Genomic DNA, 20,111 nt, shown 5'->3' with positions numbered 1-20,111 from the left:
GGGACCGCGCCAGACTGGGCGCCGTGTCACCGACGACGACGGACCTCGAGCGCATGCTGCGGGGGGCCGAGCTGCGGGTGACCCGCCCCCGCGTGGCGGTGCTCGCCGTGGTGCACGAGCACCCGCACGCCGACACCGACACCGTGCTCGGCGCGACCCGGGAGCGGCTCCCCGACGTCTCGCACCAGGCGGTGTACGACGTCCTGCGGGCGCTGACCGGCGCCGGGCTGGTCCGGCGGCTGCAGCCGCCGGGCTCGGTGGCCCGGTACGAGGCCCGGGTCGGGGACAACCACCACCACGTCGTCTGCCGGTCCTGCGGCGTCATCGTCGACGTGGACTGCGCCGTCGGCTACGCGCCGTGCCTGGCCGCCGCCGACGACGCCGGCTTCGAGATCGACGAGGCCGAGGTCATCTACTGGGGCCGCTGCCCGTCCTGCGCGGCCGGCGGGTGACGGCACACGACCGCGCCACCGCTGGGCGCACCTGAGCTCCGGGGGCGCCCCGCGTCCCCGGGTCCGGCAGTCCGAGGAAGAACCGAGAAGAGGGAAGGCTCGACGTGACCGAACCCAATGAGCAGACCGCGTCCCTGAGCGAATCCGACAAGATCCAGTCCCAGAGCACCAGCGAGAGCGAGAACCCGGCGATCCCCTCGCCGACCCAGGTCACCAACCGGCGGCCGCAGAGCAACCGCGACTGGTGGCCCAACCAGGTCGACCTGTCGGTGCTGAACAAGCCCTCCAAGGACTCCGACCCCCTCGGCGCCGACTTCGACTACCGGGCCGCCGTCCAGACCCTGGACGTCGAGGCCGTCAAGCGCGACATCGTCGAGGTCATGCACACCTCGCAGGACTGGTGGCCGGCCGACTGGGGTCACTACGGCCCGCTGTTCATCCGCATGTCGTGGCACGCGGCCGGCACCTACCGCATCGCCGACGGCCGCGGCGGCGGGGGCGAGGGCGGCCAGCGGTTCGCCCCGCTCAACAGCTGGCCGGACAACGCCAACCTGGACAAGGCCCGCCGGCTGCTGCTGCCGGTCAAGCAGAAGTACGGCCGCACGCTCTCCTGGGCCGACCTGCTGCTGCTCGCCGGCAACGTCGCCCACGACGACATGGGCCTGAAGACCTTCGGCTTCGCCTTCGGCCGCGCCGACAACTGGCAGCCCGGCGAGGTCTTCTGGGGGCCCGAGGACACCTGGCTCGGCGACGAGCGCTACGCCACCGACGAGCCCCTCGACCTCGACGAGGGCCCCCTCGCCGCGGTCACCATGGGCCTGATCTACGTCAACCCCGAGGGCCCGAAGGGCAGCGCCGACCCGATGGCGTCCGCCCACGACATCCGCGTCACCTTCGGCCGGATGGGCATGACCGACGAGGAGACCGTCGCGCTCATCGCCGGCGGCCACACCTTCGGCAAGACCCACGGCGCCGGCGACCCCGAGCTGGTCGGGCCCGAGCCCGAGGGCTGCCCGGTGCACGGCAACGGCCTGGGCTGGATCAGCCAGCACGGCACCGGCAAGGGCGCCGACACCATCACCAGCGGCCTCGAGGGCGCCTGGACCCCGACGCCCACCCGCTGGGACAACTCCTACTGGGACACGCTGTTCTCGTACGACTGGGAGCTCACCGAGTCCCCGGCCGGCGCGAAGCAGTGGCAGCCGTCCAACCCCGAGGCGCAGGAGCTCGTCCCCGACGCGCACATCGAGGGCAAGAAGAACCCGCCGATGATGGCCACGACCGACCTGGCCCTCATCAGGGACCCGGAGCTGCGGAAGATCTCCGAGCGCTTCCGCAACGACCCGGAGTACTTCGCCGACCAGTACGCGCGGGCCTGGTTCAAGCTGCTGCACCGTGACATGGGCCCGAAGGTCCGCTACCTCGGGCCGGACGTCCCGGCCGAGGACCTGATCTGGCAGGACCCGGTCCCGGCCGTCGACCACGAGCTGGTGGGCGAGGCGGAGATCGCCGACCTGAAGCAGCGCGTGCTGGGCTCGGGCCTGTCGGTCTCGCAGCTGGTGCACACCGCCTGGTCCGCCGCCGCGTCCTACCGCGGCACGGACAAGCGCGGTGGGGCCAACGGCGCCCGGATCCGCCTGCAGCCGCAGATCGACTGGGCGGTCAACGCCGGCGTCCAGGACGTGCTGCCGGTGCTGGAGCGGGTCAAGGACGAGTTCGAGCAGCAGACCGGCAAGAAGGTCTCGCTGGCCGACCTCATCGTGCTCGCCGGTGGCGCCGCGGTGGAGAAGGCCGCCGCCGACGCCGGCGTCCAGGTGACCGTGCCCTTCCACCCGGGCCGCACCGACGCCTCGCAGGAGCAGACCGACGTCGACAACTTCCGCTGGCTCGAGGCGCGCGCCGACGGCTTCCGGAACTGGATCCAGCCGGGCGTGAAGCTGAACCCGGAGACCCTCCTGGTCGACAAGGCCTACATGCTGGAGCTGACCGCCAAGGAGATGACCCTCCTGGTCGGCGGCCTGCGGGTGCTCGGCGCCAACACCGGCGGCACGAAGCACGGTGTCTTCACCGACCGCGTGGGCGTCCTCTCGCAGGACTTCTTCCGCAACCTGCTGGACCTGGGCATCTCCTGGCGGACGGCGACCGAGGCCGAGGGCGTCTACGAGGGGCTGGACGCCGACGGCAACGTCGTCCGGACGGCCACCGCGGCGGACCTGGTGTTCAACTCGAACTCCATCCTGCGCGGCATCGTCGAGGTCTACTCGGCCGACGACGCGAAGGAGGCGTTCGTGCAGGACTTCGTCGCGGCGTGGGTCAAGGTCATGGAGCTCGACCGGTTCGACCTGCACGCCTGAGCGGCGTCGGGGGCCGGCCGCGCGGCCCGCCCCCCCCCCCCCCCCCGCCCGCCCCCCCCCCCCCCCCCCCCCCCCCCCCCCGCCCCCGCGCACGCACCTGACGAGGGGCATCCCACCGGGGCGCCCCTCGTCCCGTGTCCGGGGCCGGCTCGACTCCGCGGTGCGACACGCGCCATCCGGCATGGCGCCGGACGCCGCGACCTCGTAGGAAGGACCGGACAACGCGGTCACGGGGAGGTCTGGTCGACGTGGTGGTGCGCAGTGCGGTCCGGTGGGCGGCGACGCACGGGGCGATGCGGATGGCGATCCGCGCGCGGGCCCGGAAGGGGAACCCGGACGCCGAGGTGCTCAGCGACCCGGCCGTGCGCGAGGACCCCTACGACCACTACGAGCGGCTGCGCACCGACGCACCCTTCGCAGGCGGGGCGTTCGCGCGGGTCAGCGTCCACCACGACGTCTGCACCGACGTCCTGCGGAACTCGGAGGACTTCGGGCAGATCGGCGGCAACCGCGCCGACGGACTGCCCCCGGTGCTCCGGGCGGCGCTGCGGCTGGCCGGCCCCCGGCCGAGCATCGGCCCCATCGACCCGCCGTCGATGCTCGCGGTCGAGCCGCCCGAGCACACGCGCTACCGCCGGCTGGTCAGCCGCGCGTTCAGCGCCCGGGCCGTCACGCACTTCCGGGAGCGCACCGCCCAGATCGCGGCCGAGCTGCTCGACGACCTCGAGCGCGACGCGGTCGACGGCCGGCCGGTGGACCTGGTCGGCCGCTACGCGAGCCTGCTGCCGGTCACGGTCATCTCGGAGATGCTCGGGGTGCCGGTGGCCATGCGCGGGCAGTTCCTCGCCTGGGGCGACGGCGCGACGCCCAGCCTCGACATGGGCCTGCCCTGGTCCACCCACCGCAGCGTCGAGCGCAACCTCGGCGAGCTCGACGCCTGGTTCCGCGGCCACCTGCGCCGGCTCCGCGAGGAACCGGGCGACGACCTGCTCTCCACCCTCGTCACGGCCGCCGACGACGACGGCAGCGCGCTCACGGAGCAGGAGCTGGTGGCCACCGCCGCCCTGGTGTTCGGCGCCGGGTTCGAGACCACGGTCAACCTCATCGGCAACGGCGCCGCGCTGCTGTTCGCCCACCCGGACCAGCGGCGGCTGCTGGCCGAGGACCCCTCGCTGTGGACCAACGCCGTCGACGAGATGCTCCGCCTGGAGTCACCGGTGCAGCGGACCGGCCGGCGGGTGAAGCGGGACACCACGGTGCACGGGGTGCACCTGGCCGAGGGCGAGCTGGTGCTGCTGGTGCTGGCCGCGGCCAACCGGGACCCGCGGGTCTTCCCCGACCCGCACGTCTTCGACGTGACCCGGCCCAACGCCCGCGACCACGTCGCCTTCTCCAGCGGCATCCACTACTGCCTGGGCGCGGCCCTGGCGCGGATGGAGGGCGAGGTCGCGCTGCGGGCGCTGTTCGAGCGGTTCCCCGACCTGGCGCCGGCCGGATCGGGCCGCCGGCGCGGCACGATCATCCTGCGCGGCTACGAGTCGCTGCCCGTCCTGCCGGGCCGGCCGGCGGGCGCGTCGGCCCCGGCGGCCGAACGCTCCCCCGTCGCGCCGGGCTGACTACCGGACGCGGACGAGGTCCTCGTCCTGCCGGACGCCGAAGTCGGCCACCGGGCGGAGCCCGCCGGAGGCGACCGACTCCATGACCCAGATCTGGTCGCGGCCGCTGGCCTTGGCCTCGTACATCGCCCGGTCCGCGGCGTCGACGGCGTGCTCGACCGGCAGGTCGGGGTCGACGACCGCGATGCCGGCGCTGAAGGTCAGGCCCGGGTAGGCCGTCTCGAGGCCGTGGCGCAGGCGGCGGGCGAACGTCACCCCGCACCGGGCCTCGGCGATGCAGCGGAGCAGGACGACCATCTCCTCGCCGCCGGAGCGGGCGGCCCGGTCGCGGGTGCGCAGCTCCCCCTGCAGCAGGCGGCCGAAGGTCTGCAGCGCGCGGTCGCCCTCTGCGTGGCCGCGCTCGTCGTTGAGCAGCTTGAAGTTGTCCAGGTCGAAGACGAGGACGATGTCGCCGCCCTGGGCGCCGGCGAGGAAGCGCTCCATCCCGCGGCGGTTCGCCAGCCCGGTGAGCGGGTCGGTCTCGTTCTCCACGCGCAGCTGCCGGTACAGCTCCTCGTGCTTGCGGCGCAGCAGGCCGAGCAGCTCGCCCAGCACGATCCAGGCCGCGGCCAGGAAGACGGCACGGACGACCGCCGTGCCGTTCACCTCGGGCAGCGTGCCGAAGTAGGCGACCAGCGCCGGCGGCAGCAGGACCGCGCTCCCCCCGGACGGGAGGAACAGCCCGGCGTAGGCGAAGCAGAGCGCGAAGAAGCCGCCGTACACGCCGGTCACGCCCGGGATCGCCGTCGCGACCAGCGCGACCGAGGCGGTGGAGAAGACCGGGAAGGCGAGCAGGGCCCACGGCGACCACCGCCGCCAGGGCAGCAGGAAGCTCAGCGCGACGGCCGCGACGTGCGCCAGCGCGGTCGCCGCGAGCAGGCCGGTGTCGACGTCCCCGACGCGCAGGACGGCCACCGCCGACAGCGGCGTGAGCACCGAGGCCAGCCAGATGAGCCGCCCGTACCCGACGGCATCGCCGCCGCGCCACCACCACCCCCAACGGGATCGTCTCCGGTCGGGGCGGCGCGAGGGTCTCTGCAGCCACATACCCAGGACATCGGGACGTCCGGTCACCCGGTTGAGCGCTCTCCCCCGGAGGGGGTGGGTGCGCCCCGGCGTCCCGGCCGCGGCGTCAGCAGGACGACGACGTGATGCCCAGCCCACCGGGCGAGGGCCACAGCCGCGTGAGCACCCGGCCCCGCACCTCGTCCTCGCGCACCGTGCCGAAGTGGCGGGAGTCGACGGACGACGCCCGGTTGTCCCCGAGCAGGAACACCTCCCCCGGCGGGACGGTGACCGGCCCGAAGTACTGGGCGTCGATCAGCACCGGGTCGATCGAGGGCTCGCAGACGGGCTCGCCGTTGACCACCAGCACGCCGTCCTCGATGCCGACCTCGTCCCCGCCCACCGCGACCGCCCGCTTCACCAGCGGCGGTCCGGCGCCGTCCTGCGGGTCCACCACCACGACGTCCATCCGGTGGATCGAGTCGGACCACCGGTCGACGACCAGGATCGCTCCGGAGGGGACGGTGGGCTCCATGCTCGCCGATCCCACGCGCATCAGCTGCGCCGGCAGCCAGCCGACGACGGAGGCGACGACCGCCAGCAGGAGGACGCAGGCGACGATGCCTGCCCGGGCGCCCCGCCTGCCTCTCGCGGCGGCCCGGCCGGCACGATGCCGCCCGGTCCGTGGTGCGGTTGTGCCCACGCCTCCACCCACGGGAGGAGCCTCCCGCCGGGACAGCCTGGGCCGGAACCCGCGGCGAGGGGACCGGTCACCCCCTCAGCTGGGGGATCCCGCGGAAGGGGCTCCGCCGGGTCGCGCATCTGCCCGGGGGGCGTGGTAGCGGGCCGAACGGTCTCCTGCGCTGCGGAGAGGCTCCCCCGATGGGCCGTCGACACCGAGACTTCTGGCCGGGCCGCGGCGTCCGTCACCCGCATCGCCCCCTCCTGCTGCAGCAGGGTGGCCAACAGCAGAGCAGGGTCCACGACCCGACCGCGCACGTCGGTAGGAAGAGCTGTTCCCCACAGCGGGAGGGTGGGGACCGTCGACAGGCAGCCGCACCAGCCAGGGAGTCGAGTCGTGCAGTTCTACGTGGACGGTTACCGGACCGGCGATCCGCTCGTCGAGCCCCCGCACCCCTCCGTCGCCGAGCGACCGGAGGGCCTGCCGGCGGAGGCCGACGTGGTCATCGTCGGCTGCGGGCCGGCTGGGCTGGTCCTCGCCGCTCAGCTCGCCGCCTTCCCCGAGATCCGCACCGTCGTCGTCGACCGCCGGGACGGCCCGCTCGAGGTCGGCCAGGCCGACGGCGTCGCCTGCCGCACCGTGGAGATGTTCGAGGCGTTCGGCCTCGCCGACCGCCTCGTCGCCGAGGCGTACTGGGTCAACGAGGTCGCTTTCTGGCGGCCGGACCCGGCCGACCGCAGGCGGATCACGCGCACCGGCCGGGTGCAGGACGTCGAGGACGGCCTGTCGGAGTTCCCGCACGTGATCGTCAACCAGGCACGGATGCAGGCCTGGCTGCGCGAGCACATGGAGCGCTCGGCGTCCCGGCTGCGCCCCCTCTACGGCCTGCAGGCGAGCGACCTGGCCGTCGCCCCCGCCGCCGACCTCCCGGTCACCCTCACCCTGCGGCACGTGGCCGGCGGCCGGGAGACCGGCGAGACCTCGACGATCCGCGCCCGCTACGTCGTCGGCTGCGACGGGGCGCGCAGCAGCATCCGGACCGCCATCGGCCGCGAGCTGGTCGGCGACCCGATGAACCAGTCCTGGGGCGTCATGGACGTGCTGGCGGTGACCGACTTCCCCGACATCCGGCTCAAGGCGGCCGTCCACTCGGCCAACCAGGGCAACCTGCTGATCATCCCGCGTGAGGGCGGATACCTCGTCCGGCTGTACATCGAACTCGACCAGGTTGCCGACGCCGAGCTGCACGACCGGCGGAACGTGACGCCCGAGAAGCTGGCCGCGGTGGCCAACCGGATCCTCGCGCCGTACACGATCGACGTGAAGGACGTCGGCTGGTGGTCGGTCTACGACATCGGCCAGCGGCTGTGCGACCGGTTCGACGACGTGCCCGCGGAGCAGTCCGGCAGCCGTCTGCCGCACGTGTTCATCGCCGGCGACGCCTGCCACACCCACAGCGCCAAGGCCGGCCAGGGGATGAACGTCTCCATGGCCGACGCCTGGAACCTCGGCTGGAAGCTCGCCGCCGTCCTGCGCGGGACCGCCCGACCGGAGTTGCTGCACACCTACACCGAGGAGCGCCAGGCGATCGCCCGGGAACTCATCGACTTCGATCGCGAGTTCGCCGCGATGTTCAGCGCCGCGCCCCGGGACGGCGAGGACGGCGAGGGGGTCGACCCCGAGGAGTTCCAGCGGTACTTCGTCCGGCAGGGCCGCTTCACCGCCGGCGTCGCCACCCGGTACGCCCCGTCGATGATCACCGCCCCGGGCGCCTGCCAGGCGCTGGCCACGGGACTCCCGGTCGGCATGCGCTTCCACTCGGCCCCGGTCGTCCGCCTGGCCGACGCCAGGCCGGTGCACCTCGGACACGTCGCCCGGGCCGACGGCGCCTGGCGGCTCTTCGTCTTCGCCGACGTGGCCGACCCGGCCGCGCCCGGCTCCCGCGCGCGGGCGCTGTTCGAGCGGCTGGCCGCAGCGGACTCGCCTCTCGCGCGGCACACGCTCAGCGGCGCCGATCCAGACGCCGTGATCGACGTGCGCGGCGTCTTCCAGCAGGGTCACCGGGAGCTGGAGGTGGAGGACCTGCCGAGAGTGCTGCGGCCGCGCAGGGGCCGGTTCGGGCTGGTCGACTACGAGAAGGCGTTCTGCGCCGACCCGGCCGCCGACGTCTTCGACCTGCGCGGCATCGACCGGCAGCAGGGCTGCATGGTGCTGGTCCGGCCCGACCAGTACGTCGCGACGGTGCTGCCGCTGGACGCCGCCGACGAACTGGCCGCCTTCCTGTCCGGCGTCCTGCTCGAGGCCCGGTAGCCACACCACGACCCAGGCCCCGACCGGCCAGGGCGCCGACCGCGCAGGACAGCGTCCGGGCCGGTCATCGTCGTCGGCCGGCACGGGATGCACCCGCCGGGCGCCCGGATGGGCGGGCGGCCGTGGAGCTCGTCGGTCGCTCGTTGGTCGCACCGCGTGGCGGTGCCGACCGGTCAGGCCGCTGACCTGCGGAGGGTGCTCCCCCGAGAGCACCCTGGCTCCACGTCCGGGCAGGATCGGACATGGTGCCGTGGACCCACAGCGTCGGGCGGCCGCACCCCTCGGTCCGCACGTGCAGCGACGGAGGAGTCACAGCGGACCTCCGAACTCGGCCGTGACGATGGTCTGCAGCTGCGGCAACGGGGTGGCAGCGCAAGCGCCGCCACCCCGTTGCTCGGCATCAGCGAGCGGCCGCCTCCGGGGTCCGCTCGCGTGCCCGCAGGTCGAGGGCGATGTCGACGATCATGTCCTCCTGGCCGCCCACGAGACCGCGGCGGCCGACCTCGAGCAGGATGGTGCGTACGTCGATGCCGTACTGCTTCGACGCGGCCTCGGCGTGGCGCAGGAAGCTCGAGTAGACGCCGGCGTAGCCGAGCGTCAGCGTCTCCCGGTCGACCTGGACGGGCCGGTCCTGCAGCGGGCGGACGAGGTCGTCGGCGGCGTCCTGCAGCGCGAACAGGTCGCAGCCGTGCTGCCAGCCCTGCAGGTTCGCCACCGCGACGAACGGCTCGATCGGGCAGTTGCCCGCGCCGGCCCCGTGCCCGGCCAGCGACGCGTCCACCCGGGTCACGCCCTCCTCGACCGCGACGACGGAGTTGGCCACCGCGAGCGACAGGTTCTGATGGGCGTGGATGCCGATCTGCGTGCCCGGCTCCAGCACGTCCCGGTAGGCCCGCACCCGCTCGCGGACGCCGTCCATGGTCAACCGGCCACCGGAGTCGGTGACGTACACGCAGTGCGCCCCGTAGGACTCCATCAGCTTCGCCTGCTTCGCCAGCTCCGCGGCCGGGGCCATGTGGCTGAGCATGAGGAATCCGGAGACGTCCATGCCCAGGTCGCGGGCGGTGCCGATGTGCTGGGCGGCGACGTCGGCCTCGGTGCAGTGCGTGGCGATCCGGATCGAGCGCACGCCGAGTGAGTAGGCGTGCTTGAGTTCGGCGATGGTGCCGATACCCGGCAGCAGCAGCGTGGTGAGCACCGCGCGCTCGCAGTGCGCGGCGGCGGCCTCGATCCACTCCCAGTCGGTGTTGCTGCCAGGGCCGTAGTTCAGGCTGCCGCCCGCCAGGCCGTCGCCGTGCGCGACCTCGATCGCGTCGACGCCGGCGGCGTCGAGCGCGGCGACGATCTCGCCGACGTCGGTGGGCGAGATGCGGTGCCGGACGGCGTGCATGCCGTCCCGCAGCGTGACGTCCTGGATGTACAGCTCGGGGGTCGTGGTCATGCCGTCACCTGCGCAGCTCGTCGGGCAGTGGTCCCGGTGGCCAGGCTCTCGCCGACCCGCAGGGCCGCCGAGGTCATGATGTCGAGGTTGCCCGCGTAGGGGGGCAGGTAGTGGGCGGCGCCCTCGACCTCGAGGAAGACCGTCACCTTGGTCGTCACCGGCCCGGCGCCGGCGGGGAGCAGGGTGTGCACCGGCTCGCCGTCGGCGATCGGGGTGAACTGCACCTCCTGCTTGAGCCGGTAGCCGGGCACGTATTCGGCGACGTCCTTGGCCATCCGGGCGATCGAGCCACGAATGGCGTCGTGGTCGGCGTCCCCGATCAGGCAGAGCACGGTGTCGCGCATGATCAGCGGTGGCTCGGCCGGGTTGAGCACGATGATCGCCTTGCCGCGGCCGGCGCCGCCGACCGCCTCGATGGCGTGCGCGGTGGTCTCGGTGAACTCGTCGATGTTGGCCCGGGTGCCCGGGCCGGCGGACTTCGACGCGATCGAGGCGACGATCTCCGCGTAGGGCACCGGGGTGATCCGGGCGACGGCGGCCACCATCGGGATGGTGGCCTGCCCGCCGCAGGTGACCATGTTGACGATGGTCGCGTCCTCGGCCAGGTGCTGGTCGAGGTTGACCGGCGGGACGACGTACGGGCCGATCGCCGCCGGCGTCAGGTCGACCAGCTTCTTGCCGTACGGCGCGAGCTTCTCGGCGTTGGCCAGGTGGGCCTTGGCCGAGGTGGCGTCGAAGACGATCTCGATCTCGTCGAAGCCGTCCATCGCGATGAGGCCGTCGACGCCCTGGTGCGTGGTGGGCACCTTCATCCGGCGGGCGCGTGCCAGGCCGTCGGAGTCCGGGTCGATGCCGACCATCGCCCCCATCTCCAGCACGTCGGAGTGGCGGATCACCTTGATCATCAGGTCGGTGCCGATGTTGCCGGACCCGATGATCGCGACCTTGATCCTGCTCATGCCTGGTTCCTTCCGGAGAACGTGACGGTGATGGAGCCGAGCGAGCCGAAGTCGGCCGAGACCCTCGACCCGGGGGGCGTGGCGACCATCGGACCCAGTGCGCCGGAGAGGACGACCTGCCCGGCGCGCAACGGGTCGCCGAGGTCGCGTGCGGTGCGGGCCAGCCAGGCCAGGGCGTTGAGCGGGTCGCCGAGGCATGCGGCGCCGTTGCCCTCCGAGACGAGCTCTTCGTCGAGGCGCATGGTCATGGCGACGTCGACCGGCTCGACCTCCGCGAGGGTCAGCCGCCGCTCCCCCAGCGCGAACAGCCCGCTGGAGGCGTTGTCCGCGACCGTGTCGCCGAAGGTGATGTCCCAGCCAGTGATCCGGCTGTCCACGATCTCGAGCGCGGCAGCGGCGTAGGCGACCGCGCCGCGCACCTGCGCGGCATCCAGCGGCCCCTCCGCGAGGTCGGCACCGAGCACGAAGGCGATCTCCGCCTCTGTCTTCGCCTGCAGCAGCCGCTCGGACGGCACCTCCGGCAGGTCGCTCACATCCATGTCGGCGAAGAGGACACCGAAGTCCGGGCGGTCGACGCCCAGCTGCTTCTGCACCGCTGGTGACGTGAGGCCGATCTTCCGGCCGACGATGCGCGCCCCGGCAGCGAGCCGGGCATCGGTCTGCCGCTGCTGGACCGCATACGCCAGGTCGATGTCGTCGCTGCCGATCAGGTCGCGGACCGGGGCGCAGGGCACGCCGGTCCGGGCGGCCGTCTGCAGTCGCTCCGCGGCTTCGGCGACGACGTCGGCCCGCCGGCTCGAGACGGCAGGTGTGCTTGCGTGGGTCATGACATCCCTCGGGTTGTGCGTGTGTTCACGATGGCCGGAGGTGGCCGACGGCCCCTAGCGCGACGTTCGGCTCAGTGGAACGCCGGGCCAGGATCGAGCCGATGCCTGTCGCCGCGGCCCGGACGGCGGGCGCGACCGTCTCGCGCCGAAAGCGGGGCACGGGGCCGGTGCAGTGCAGCGGCATCCGGCCACCGCCCTCAGCCCCGGTAGCCGCTCGTGGCGGTGACGACGGCGAAGCCGGCGAGGTACTCCCGGATGGGCCGGTAGAAGGACGAACGCACGGTGTACGGGCCGGCAGCGGCGAGAGCCGAGAAGGCGGCCAGCCAGGTGCGCACCTCGTGGGCGGAGTTGCCGGCGGCGGCGGCCATCTCGGTGGCGTCCATGGCGCTGACGGTGTCGAGGTCACCGGCTGCGAAGAGGTCGAGCAGCCGCCGGTCCCACTCAGGGTTCAGGTCCTGGATCTGTGCCGTTCCGGCCGCGAAGGCCGCGGCCGTCTCGATGACTTTGCGCTGACGCGCTTCACGCTCGGCCTCGGTGGGGTTGCGCCCGTCGAGCAGCAGGGCGCGTTGACGCTCGTCTGCGGTGGCCCAGCGTGGGACGGGTGGGTCGTGCGACAGGCCACCGGAGCCGATCACCAGCACCCGTTCGCCGGTCAGACCGTCCAGGAAGGACCCGATCGCGGCGCCGAGCTGGTGCACCCGCCGCATCCGGACGAACGGTGCCGCGACGCCGTTGACGAAGACGGGGATCGTCGGGACGGCGTCGCTGCCGCCGAGCAGGATCTCCAGCGGTTGCACGGCCCCGTGGTCGACCTGCATGCGACGGGAGACGGCGACGTCCAGATCGCGGTCGGCAACCCAGGCTGCCAGCTGCTCTGCGAGCGGGGTGGGCACGTCGAGCGGTCCTACGGTCGTGCCGTAGTCGCCGACCCCGCTTGCTGCGTAGCCGATGCAGAACGGTGGCATCAGGTCGTAGAAGAAGCCGTTGTAGTGGTCGGGTGCGAAGGACACGACCAACGTCGGGTCGAAGTCGGCGACGAATCGGCGGGCACCGGCGAAGGCGTCGTCCACGCTCTCGACGACCTCGACCGGCGGGTCGGCGTACTCCAGAAGCGGACTGTGCGACATGCAGACCAGGGCGAGGCTCATACGCCGACCTCCCGCCCGTGATCGGCGAGGAACCCGACGACCAGCCGGTTGAACTCCTCGGCGTGCTCGATCATCGCCCAGTGCCCGCACCGGTTGAGCAGCACCGCCCGCGAGTCGGGGATGGTGGCCAGCAGCCACAGGGTGATCTCGTAGTGCAGTACCCGGTCGTCCCGCCCGTGGATGAGCAGGGTGGGCACCCGGATGCCGGAGATCGAGTCCCGGTCGACGCGGATCGGGATGGGCGCTCCGTGGGCCAGCCCCTCGACGTAGTTCGTGAGGTGGTCGGGCCGCGCCAGAGCGGCGCGGGAACGGGCCTCGACGAGTTCGGGAGTGGCGAAGCGCTGCTTGTCGAAGGTCATCACCTCGACCAGGGCCCGCATGTTCTCCGGGCTGGGGTCGCGGTAGGCCGCCACGATGGCCTTGAGTCCTTCGCTCGGGCCGTCGGCCGGCCCGAACAGGGTGGTCCCCCGACCCAGCGAGGCGCCCATGGTGACCAGGTGCGACACCCGCTCCGGGTGCAGGGTCGTGAACCGGATCGCGGTGTGGGCGCCCATGGAGTTGCCGACCAGGGCGACCCGGCCCAGGCCCAGGGTGTCCAGCAGCTCGACCAGCGTCGCGACGTGGTCCATGTCGGTCGTCGCCACGGCGTCGGAGTCGCCCCAGCCGGGCATGTCGGGTGCCAGGACGTGATGCCCGGCCGCGGCGAGTGCACCGATGTTCCCGCCGAAGTTGCTCCACCCGGTGGCACCGGGGCCCGAGCCGTGCAGCAGCACCACCGGCGGGCGACCTGCCTCCCCCGCCTCGTACCGTCGTACGCGGGTACCCGACGGGAGCACCACGTCGCGGGCCGTCGACTCCCGGGTCAGGGCTCCCGGCCCGGGCGCCTCCCCGGTCAGCTGAGCGCCCCGGCGAGCTCGGCGACGGTCATGGGCGTCGCGAAGAGCCCCATCGACGCCAGCGACGCCTCGTGGCTCCCGGCGTCAGCGGCCGACGTCGCATCGGTCAGGACGACGACGCGGAAACCGAGGTCGGCGGCCTGACGCACCGCGCCCTCCACCGAGGCGTTGGTGGCCACCCCGCAGACGACCACGGTCTCGATCCCCCGCTCGGTGAGCCGGTCGGCCAGGTCGGAGCCGGTGAAGGGTCCGGGCCGCCGGTGGGTGAGCACCACGTCGGAGGGGTCGATCTCGAGCTTCTCGACCAGCTGGGCGCCGCGGGTGCCCTCGGCCAGGCACCCGGCCTGGGCGACCATCTGCAGCAGCGGCAGCGTCGGCTCCAGGTCGGAGTGGTCCGGGGCGAAGGCGATGCGCAGGGCCACGACGAGTCCCCCGCGGTCGCGTACGGCGCGCATGGCCGTGTTGGTGTTCTGCACGACGTGGCGGGCGGTCGCCTCGGCGGCGAAGATCGCGCCGAAGGCACTGCCCTCGGAGACGATGTCCTCCTGCAGGTGCACGACCAGCAGGGCCGTGGTGGCAGCGTTGATGTCGGACACGGGGAGCCCTCTCAATCCTGGGGACGGACGACGACGCTGGTGAACCCGCCGCCGCTGTCGGTGGCGGCGGCCTCGATGGCCGTGTTGACCTCGGCGAGCGGGAACGGCCGGGTGGTGAGGTGGGACAGGTCGAGGGTCCCGGCACCGGCCATCCGGGCGAGTGCCTCGCCCTCGGCGGTGGTGAACCACAGCGAGCCGAGCAGGCTGACGTGCAGGGTCATCAGCCGGTACATGGGGACCGGCAGGATCTCCGGCATCGCCCCGATGCTGACCATCCGGCCACCGCGGCGCAGCGCCCAGATCCCGGCCATCGTGACGTCGGCGGTCGCGCTGGAGCTGGTGGCGTCGAGGAAGACGTCGACGCCACGGCCCTCGGTGTGCTCCCGGGCCCACTCGGCGACGTCGCGGTCGCCGTAGGACAGCACCTCGATCCGGCCGGGGGCGATCGACGCCAGCCGCTCGAGCCGGCCGCGGTCACGGGCCACGCCGAGGATCCGGGTCGCACCCATCGCGAGTGCGAGCAGCACGGCGTTGACGCCGAGGGTGCCGGTGGCCCCGTGCACGAGGAGGCTGGACCCGGCGCCCACCCCGCCCTTGAGCAGGCCGCTGTACGACGTGCCGAGGTAGCCGAACCGGGAGGCGTGGTCGAAGGAGACGTTGTCGGGCAGCCGCACGATGTTCTTGACCGGGGCCAGGGTGTACTGCCCGAGCCCGCCGTAGGGGTAGTCGCGGTGGATCTGCGCCGAGCCGGGCCCGAAGCCGAAGTACCCCTCGAAGGTGTAGGCGGGGTCGTTCATCGGCTCGCCGTTGCGGGCCGCCCACGAGTCGCCCGAATCCAGGCCGGGGTTGATGTAGACCCGGTCGCCGACCTCGAGGTTGCGCACCCGGCTGCCGACCTCGGTGATCACGCCGGCGCTGTCCATCCCGAAGATCGCCGGCAGTTCGGGCAGCGGCAGGAAGGGCTTCTCGCTCGGGTACGTGTTCACGACGTTGCGCAGGTTCGGCACGATGTGCGCCGCCTCGACCCGGACGACGACGTCGAGATCACCCGGCACCGGAACTGGTACCTCGTCGATCTGGAAGGGCTCACCGACGGCGTGCAGCCGCGCGGCTCTCATGGTGGCGCTCACTGGGTCTCCTGATGCTCACGGCCAACTGGCATGCCACACCGTAGCGGTCACGTGCCGCCGGTCACAAGCATCGCGGGCAAGCGCCCCTGTTTCTGGCGGGACTGGTGCGATACCCGAGAGGAGGTCATATGATTTGGCATGCCAGTTAGTCGGGCGCAGCGTCACTCGGGGTGCTGCCATCCCGCGATCCCGGGACAGGCGAGGATGAGTGCGGTCGGCGGAGCCGAGTAGCCGGAGGTTGGGTCGATGGTGCGAGTGGACCGGGTCGACGTCTCGCGCGGCCGCCTGCTCTTCGACAGCCTGCGCGAGCGCATCGTCGAGGGAGCCCACCCGCCCGGCTCACGGTTGTCGGTCGAGGACATCACCAGCGAGTTCGGCGTGAGCAAGCAACCCGTGATGGACGCCTTGCGGCGCCTGGAGACCCTCGGGTTGGTGGAGATCGTGCCGCAGAGCGGCTGTCGGATCCGGTCCTACTCCACGCAGGAGGCGCACGACTTCTTCACCGTCTTCGCCTCCTTCGAGGGCGAGATCGCGGCTGCGGCGGCCGAGCGGCACGACGAATCCGAGATGGCCGCGCTCGATGAGACACTGGACGCGCTGCACCTCGTCGAGCAGACACGGGATCACAGCAAGCGTGGGCGTGAGTACTTCGCTCGCAACGCCGCGTTCCACGGGCAGATCCACGCGATGGCCCGTTCGCCCCTCGTGGCCGATCTCAGCCGCCGCATGTGGTATCTGTCCGACTTCTTGATGTACAGCCGCGCCGGGGCCACGCGGATCGCTGACTCCGTGGTCGCCCGCAACCACGATCACGACCTGATCCGCACTGCCCTCCGGGACCGCAACGCCATCGTGGCCGAGGCCGCGATGAAGCAGCACATCCTCTCCATCACGTCGCTCTTCACTCCGGAGCCTCCCGGCCGCCCGTGATCCCACGAGGGGCCGGACGCCTGTTCCACTCGGCAGCCCACTGCCCCGGCCCACCACCGTGCACAAATCGCCCGATGACGGCGGTCCTGTTCGTCTGCGGCGGCGACGGCGGCATCCCGGATGGCCGCCGACCCGATGTCAGCGGCGCCCGACGTGCCATTGAGTACGGACGCAGACGGTCACCGACGCCTTGCCGACGTGCAGGCCGGCGACCCGCTCGTACAGACCTCCACCGCCGACCCTCCTCACGAGGTTCCCGAAGACCACCGCCGGCCGGCGCACCATCGCCCTGCCCGCCTGGGTCGTCGACCTGCTCGACCGCCGGCGGCAGCTGCAGCTGGTGACGCCGGCGGACGCGGTGGTCTTCCCCAGCCCGAGCGGCCGGCTGCACGATCCGCACGACACCAGCGCCGACCTGCGGAGCGTGCTGGACCGCGCCGGCTTCGAGTGGGTCACCTCCCACGTGTTCCGCAAGACGGTGGCCACCCGGCTGGACGAGGCCGGCCTGAGCGCCCGGCAGATCGCCGACCATCTCGGGCACACCCGCCCGAGCCTCACCCCAGGACGTCTACCTGGGCTGCGGGCCGGCCAGCCCCGAAGCGGCCGCCGCGCTCGACCGGCTCCGCTGATTGCGCGCGGGACACGCCCGGCGGGCGCCCGGTTGTGGGCTGGGCCCGGAGTTCGTTGGTCGTTTGTCGGTCGCACCGCCTGGCGGTGCCGACCGGTCAGGCCGCTGGCCTGCGGAGATGCTCCCCCGATTGGACTCGAACCAATAACCCTGCGATTAACAGTCGCATGCTCTGCCAATTGAGCTACGGGGGATGGGCGGGGCGACCCGCGCGCCAGTCGAGAGTACCTCACGGGTTCTCGGGGCCCGCGCAGGCACCCCCGTCGCGCCGCCGCTCCCCCGGTCGTACGGTGATCGCCACCATCTAGCCCACCGGAGGTCCACTGTGGCGAAGCTGTCCTTCCTCGTCGGCCTCGGTGCCGGCTACGTGCTCGGCGCCCGCGCGGGCCGTGAGCGCTACGAGCAGATCCGGCGCGCCTGGTCGCAGGCCAAGGAGGACCCGCGCCTGCAGGAGGTCGCGGGCATGGCCCAGGCCCACGCCGACTCGGTCGTCAACTCCGTGAAGGCCCGCATGGGGAGCGAGTCGCCGAGCTGACCCGGCCGGCGGTCCGGTCCGGCCGCTCGGCGGCGGTTCAGTCCGGCCGCTCCGCGGAGACGGCCTCGGCGAGCTTCCGCCGGGCCGCCTCCCGGGACGCCGGGTCGTTGCGGTCGGCCTCGTCGTCGAAGACGACCGTCCACTCCCGGGCGGCCTGACCGGGCACCCGCCGTGCCACGAGCACCACCGCTCCCCCGCTGGGCAGCGGCGAGCGCCGGCTGTCGACGACCGTCTGGTCCACCCGCTTGCGCACGACCGCGGGCAGCTCCCCCGCGTCGGCCAGGACGTGCCGCTCGGCCGGACCTCGCGCCTGCACGCCCGGTTCGACCTCCACCAGCGGGACGACGCTGAAGCTGCCCCCGCCGTCCGTCGTCGCCGCCCACCGGGCGGAGCCGATCTCGTGCCACGGCAGCACGCCGACCTCCCCCGCGGCGTCCAGCGCGAGCCCCGCCGGCACCCGGCGCAGCCCGCGCGAGGTGGCGACCAGCCACCCCTCCCCGCGGACGAGCTCCCCCCAGGCCAGCACCCGCTCGTCGGGGTCGGGCGAGGCCAGGACGACGGCGCGGACGATCTCCGGCGGCCGGGCCAGCCGCCGGCGCACCCACTCGCCGACGCTCACGGGGTCAGCCCGCCCATGGCCCGCTCGCGCAGCGACCGGGCCTGCTGCTCCAGCGCGAGGAGCTGACCGAAGACCTTCGTGTACTCGTCGGCCTGCTCGACCGGGTTCATCCGCTGCAGCCGCCCCTTCAGCGTGGACACCTGCCGCACCGTGGCCATCTCCTGCAGCCGGGCGAGGACGGCGATGACGTAACCGGCGTCGGCCTCGCCGACCGAGCGCAGCGGCTCGACGGCCAGCGCGGTCAGCTGCGCCCGGGCCGTCTCCCGGGTGCAGTGGGCGGCCACCTCGTCGAGCCAGGCCGGCCCCGACACCTGGGCCGCGGCCGCGCCGCCCGCCTCGGCGACGGCGGCGGCGACCGCGCCGTAGTCCGGGTCGGTGTAGGAATCCGGCGGGATGGCGTCGAACGAGGGACCGGCCAGCTCGGGCACCTGCAGGGCGGCCTTGACCGCCTCGCGCTCCACCTCGAGCGCGGCGTCGTCCGGGGTGCGCTTGGGGGCGCGCGGCCGGCCGCGCTGCGGCACGTCGCCGCCGCCCATCAGCCGGCGCACGCGCTCCATCACCTCGGCCTCGTCGGTGTCGCCGATCAGCGCGGCCAGCCGGCGGGCGTAGGCCGGGCGCAGCGCGTGGTCCTTGACCTGGGCGAGCAGCGGCGCCGTCCGGTCCAGCGCGGCGACCCGGCCCTCGACGGTCTCCAAGTCGTACTCGGCCAGCAGCGTGCGCAGCACGAACTCGATCAGCGGGGTCCGCCGGGCGACCAGGTCGCGGACGGCGGCGTCCCCGTGGGCCTGCCGCAGCTCGCAGGGGTCCCGCCCGTCGGGCTCGACGGCGACGAAGGTCTGCGCGACGAACCGCTGGTCCTCCTTGAACGTCTTCATGGCGGCGGCCTGCCCGGCGGCGTCGCCGTCGAAGGTGTAGACGACCTCGCCGCGGAACTCGTCCTGGTCCATGAGCAGCCGCCGCAGCACGCTGATGTGCTCCGGGCCGAACGCGGTGCCGCAGGAGGCCACCGCCGTCGTCACCCCGGCCAGGTGACAGGCCATGACGTCGGTGTAGCCCTCGACCACGACCGCCTGGTGGCGGCGGGCGATGTCCCGCTTCGCGCGCTCCAGCCCATAGAGCACCGTGCTCTTCTTGTAGAGCGGGGTCTCCGGGGTGTTGAGGTACTTCGGGCCCTGGTCGTCGTCCATCAGCTTGCGGGCGCCGAAGCCGATGACGTCGCCGGTGATGTCGCGGATCGGCCAGATCAGCCGCCGGTGGAACCGGTCGATCAGGGTGCCGCGGCTGGACTCCTTGGCCAGGCCCGCGGTCACCAGCTCCTCCTGGCTGAAGCCCTTGGCGCGCAGGTGGCGGGTCAGCGCGTCCCAGCCGCCGGGCGCGAAGCCGCAGCCGAAGTCGAGGGCGACCTGCCGGTCGAAGCCGCGGTCGGCGAGGAACTGCCGGGCCGGCGCGGCCTCGGGGGTGCGCAGCTGCTCGGCGTAGAACTCCGCGGCCGCGGTGTTGGCCGCGACCAGCCGGGCGCGCTGGCCGACGTCCCGCCGGTCGGGGGCGCCGGTGGGCCGGCCGCCGTCGTCCTCGTAGTGCAGCTGGACGCCGGCCTTGCCGGCCAGCAGCTCGACCGCCTCGGAGAAGGTGAGGTGGTCGACCTTCTGGATGAAGGAGATGACGTCGCCGCCCTCCCCACACCCGAAGCAGTGGTACAGCCCGCGCGAGGGGGTGACGTGGAACGACGGCGACTTCTCGTCGTGGAACGGGCACAGCCCCTTGAGGCTCCCGCCGCCGGCCCGCTTGAGCTGCAGGTGCTCACCGACCACGTCGTCGATGCGGCTGCGCTCGCGGACCAGCGCGATGTCCGCCGCGCGGATGCGACCCCGCCCCGCCATCTACCGACCCCGCCCTGCAGTTGTCACGTCGTCATTGTCCCGCGCCCCGCCCGCGCGCCGGCGG

The 20,111-nt window shown here is 73.1% G+C and carries 17 protein-coding genes, 1 tRNA gene and 1 pseudogene; 7 read left to right on the top strand and 12 right to left on the bottom strand.

Annotation, left to right across the window (positions count from 1 at the left end; translation table 11 throughout):
* The first annotated feature begins 23 nt into the window (after positions 1–23).
* From ACI79F_RS05765 to ACI79F_RS05755, 3 genes are all read left to right on the top strand, one after another.
* Complete coding sequence (locus ACI79F_RS05765; RefSeq protein ID WP_456547083.1) at positions 24–452, top strand: Fur family transcriptional regulator; 429 nt, start codon at positions 24–26, stop codon at positions 450–452.
* Between the two features lie 104 nt (positions 453–556).
* The gene (gene katG, locus ACI79F_RS05760; RefSeq protein WP_456547082.1) at positions 557–2,806 is read left to right on the top strand and encodes a catalase/peroxidase HPI; all 2,250 of its coding nucleotides are present in this window, start codon (positions 557–559) and stop codon (positions 2,804–2,806) included.
* Between the two features lie 248 nt (positions 2,807–3,054).
* Entirely contained in the window at positions 3,055–4,422 is a 1,368-nt protein-coding gene (locus tag ACI79F_RS05755) for a cytochrome P450 (RefSeq protein WP_456547081.1), read from the top strand.
* Here the strand turns inward: ACI79F_RS05755 and ACI79F_RS05750 are convergent, their stop codons facing one another.
* Both ACI79F_RS05750 and lepB read right to left on the bottom strand, forming a co-directional pair.
* Positions 4,423–5,397, bottom strand: a complete 975-nt coding sequence (locus ACI79F_RS05750) for a GGDEF domain-containing protein (RefSeq protein WP_456547080.1) — start codon at positions 5,395–5,397, stop codon at positions 4,423–4,425.
* Positions 5,398–5,593: 196 nt separating this feature from the next.
* Positions 5,594–6,169: a signal peptidase I gene (gene lepB, locus ACI79F_RS05745; protein ID WP_456547079.1), complete on the bottom strand. Its 576-nt coding sequence runs from the start codon at positions 6,167–6,169 to the stop codon at positions 5,594–5,596.
* Positions 6,170–6,544: 375 nt separating this feature from the next.
* Between lepB and ACI79F_RS05740 the strand changes: the two genes are divergently transcribed.
* Positions 6,545–8,458 carry an FAD-binding monooxygenase gene (locus tag ACI79F_RS05740; protein ID WP_456547078.1) on the top strand — a complete coding sequence of 638 codons (1,914 nt, stop codon included), beginning with the start codon at positions 6,545–6,547 and terminating at the stop codon, positions 8,456–8,458.
* A 400-nt stretch (positions 8,459–8,858) separates the two neighbouring features.
* On the opposite strand, the gene dmpG is transcribed toward ACI79F_RS05740, so the two are convergent.
* The 7 genes from dmpG to ACI79F_RS05705 form a co-directional block, all read right to left on the bottom strand.
* The gene (gene dmpG, locus ACI79F_RS05735) at positions 8,859–9,899 is read right to left on the bottom strand and encodes a 4-hydroxy-2-oxovalerate aldolase (protein WP_456547077.1); all 1,041 of its coding nucleotides are present in this window, start codon (positions 9,897–9,899) and stop codon (positions 8,859–8,861) included.
* Positions 9,896–10,858, bottom strand: coding sequence for an acetaldehyde dehydrogenase (acetylating) (locus ACI79F_RS05730; protein ID WP_456547076.1), 963 nt, complete (start codon positions 10,856–10,858; stop codon positions 9,896–9,898). Before ACI79F_RS05730 ends, dmpG begins: the two co-directional genes overlap by 4 nt.
* A complete protein-coding gene (locus ACI79F_RS05725; RefSeq protein WP_456547075.1) occupies positions 10,855–11,685 on the bottom strand; it encodes a 2-keto-4-pentenoate hydratase in 831 nt (276 codons plus the stop codon). The genes ACI79F_RS05730 and ACI79F_RS05725 overlap by 4 nt, the downstream gene beginning before the upstream one ends.
* Positions 11,686–11,882: 197 nt before the next feature.
* On the bottom strand, positions 11,883–12,833 hold the full coding sequence (locus ACI79F_RS05720; protein ID WP_456547074.1) for a 3-carboxyethylcatechol 2,3-dioxygenase: 951 nt from the start codon (positions 12,831–12,833) through the stop codon (positions 11,883–11,885).
* Positions 12,830–13,609 (bottom strand): alpha/beta fold hydrolase, encoded by a 780-nt coding sequence (locus tag ACI79F_RS05715; RefSeq protein ID WP_456547073.1) that lies wholly within the window; start codon positions 13,607–13,609, stop codon positions 12,830–12,832. Before ACI79F_RS05715 ends, ACI79F_RS05720 begins: the two co-directional genes overlap by 4 nt.
* A gap of 116 nt (positions 13,610–13,725) precedes the next feature.
* Positions 13,726–14,325, bottom strand: a complete 600-nt coding sequence (locus tag ACI79F_RS05710; protein ID WP_456547072.1) for a cysteine hydrolase family protein — start codon at positions 14,323–14,325, stop codon at positions 13,726–13,728.
* Positions 14,326–14,336: 11 nt separating this feature from the next.
* The gene (locus ACI79F_RS05705; RefSeq protein WP_456547071.1) at positions 14,337–15,455 is read right to left on the bottom strand and encodes an alcohol dehydrogenase catalytic domain-containing protein; all 1,119 of its coding nucleotides are present in this window, start codon (positions 15,453–15,455) and stop codon (positions 14,337–14,339) included.
* Positions 15,456–15,701: 246 nt separating this feature from the next.
* Here ACI79F_RS05705 and ACI79F_RS05700 point away from each other — a divergent pair, with 246 nt between their 5' ends.
* Both ACI79F_RS05700 and ACI79F_RS05695 read left to right on the top strand, forming a co-directional pair.
* Positions 15,702–16,385, top strand: a complete 684-nt coding sequence (locus tag ACI79F_RS05700) for a GntR family transcriptional regulator (RefSeq protein WP_456547070.1) — start codon at positions 15,702–15,704, stop codon at positions 16,383–16,385.
* A 190-nt stretch (positions 16,386–16,575) separates the two neighbouring features.
* Positions 16,576–16,884 (top strand): annotated as a pseudogene (locus ACI79F_RS05695) (hypothetical protein); the annotation flags it as partial.
* 250 nt (positions 16,885–17,134) lie between these two features.
* Here the strand turns inward: ACI79F_RS05695 and ACI79F_RS05690 are convergent.
* A tRNA-Asn gene (locus ACI79F_RS05690) sits at positions 17,135–17,207 on the bottom strand.
* 131 nt (positions 17,208–17,338) lie between these two features.
* On the opposite strand from ACI79F_RS05690, the gene ACI79F_RS05685 reads away from it, so the two are divergent.
* On the top strand, positions 17,339–17,548 hold the full coding sequence (locus ACI79F_RS05685) for a hypothetical protein (RefSeq protein ID WP_456547069.1): 210 nt from the start codon (positions 17,339–17,341) through the stop codon (positions 17,546–17,548).
* A 37-nt stretch (positions 17,549–17,585) separates the two neighbouring features.
* Here the strand turns inward: ACI79F_RS05685 and ACI79F_RS05680 are convergent, their stop codons facing one another.
* Together ACI79F_RS05680 and dnaG are read right to left on the bottom strand one after the other, a co-directional pair.
* On the bottom strand, positions 17,586–18,167 hold the full coding sequence (locus ACI79F_RS05680; RefSeq protein WP_456547068.1) for a hypothetical protein: 582 nt from the start codon (positions 18,165–18,167) through the stop codon (positions 17,586–17,588).
* A complete protein-coding gene (gene dnaG, locus ACI79F_RS05675) occupies positions 18,164–20,047 on the bottom strand; it encodes a DNA primase (protein ID WP_456547067.1) in 1,884 nt (627 codons plus the stop codon). The genes ACI79F_RS05680 and dnaG overlap by 4 nt, the downstream gene beginning before the upstream one ends.
* Between the last annotated feature and the right edge of the window lie 64 nt (positions 20,048–20,111).

The sequence above is a fragment of the Blastococcus sp. SYSU D00868 genome (genome assembly GCF_054050575.1).
Note: the sequence above shows the minus strand (reverse complement) of the source record. Positions and strands in the feature narration are given on the sequence as shown.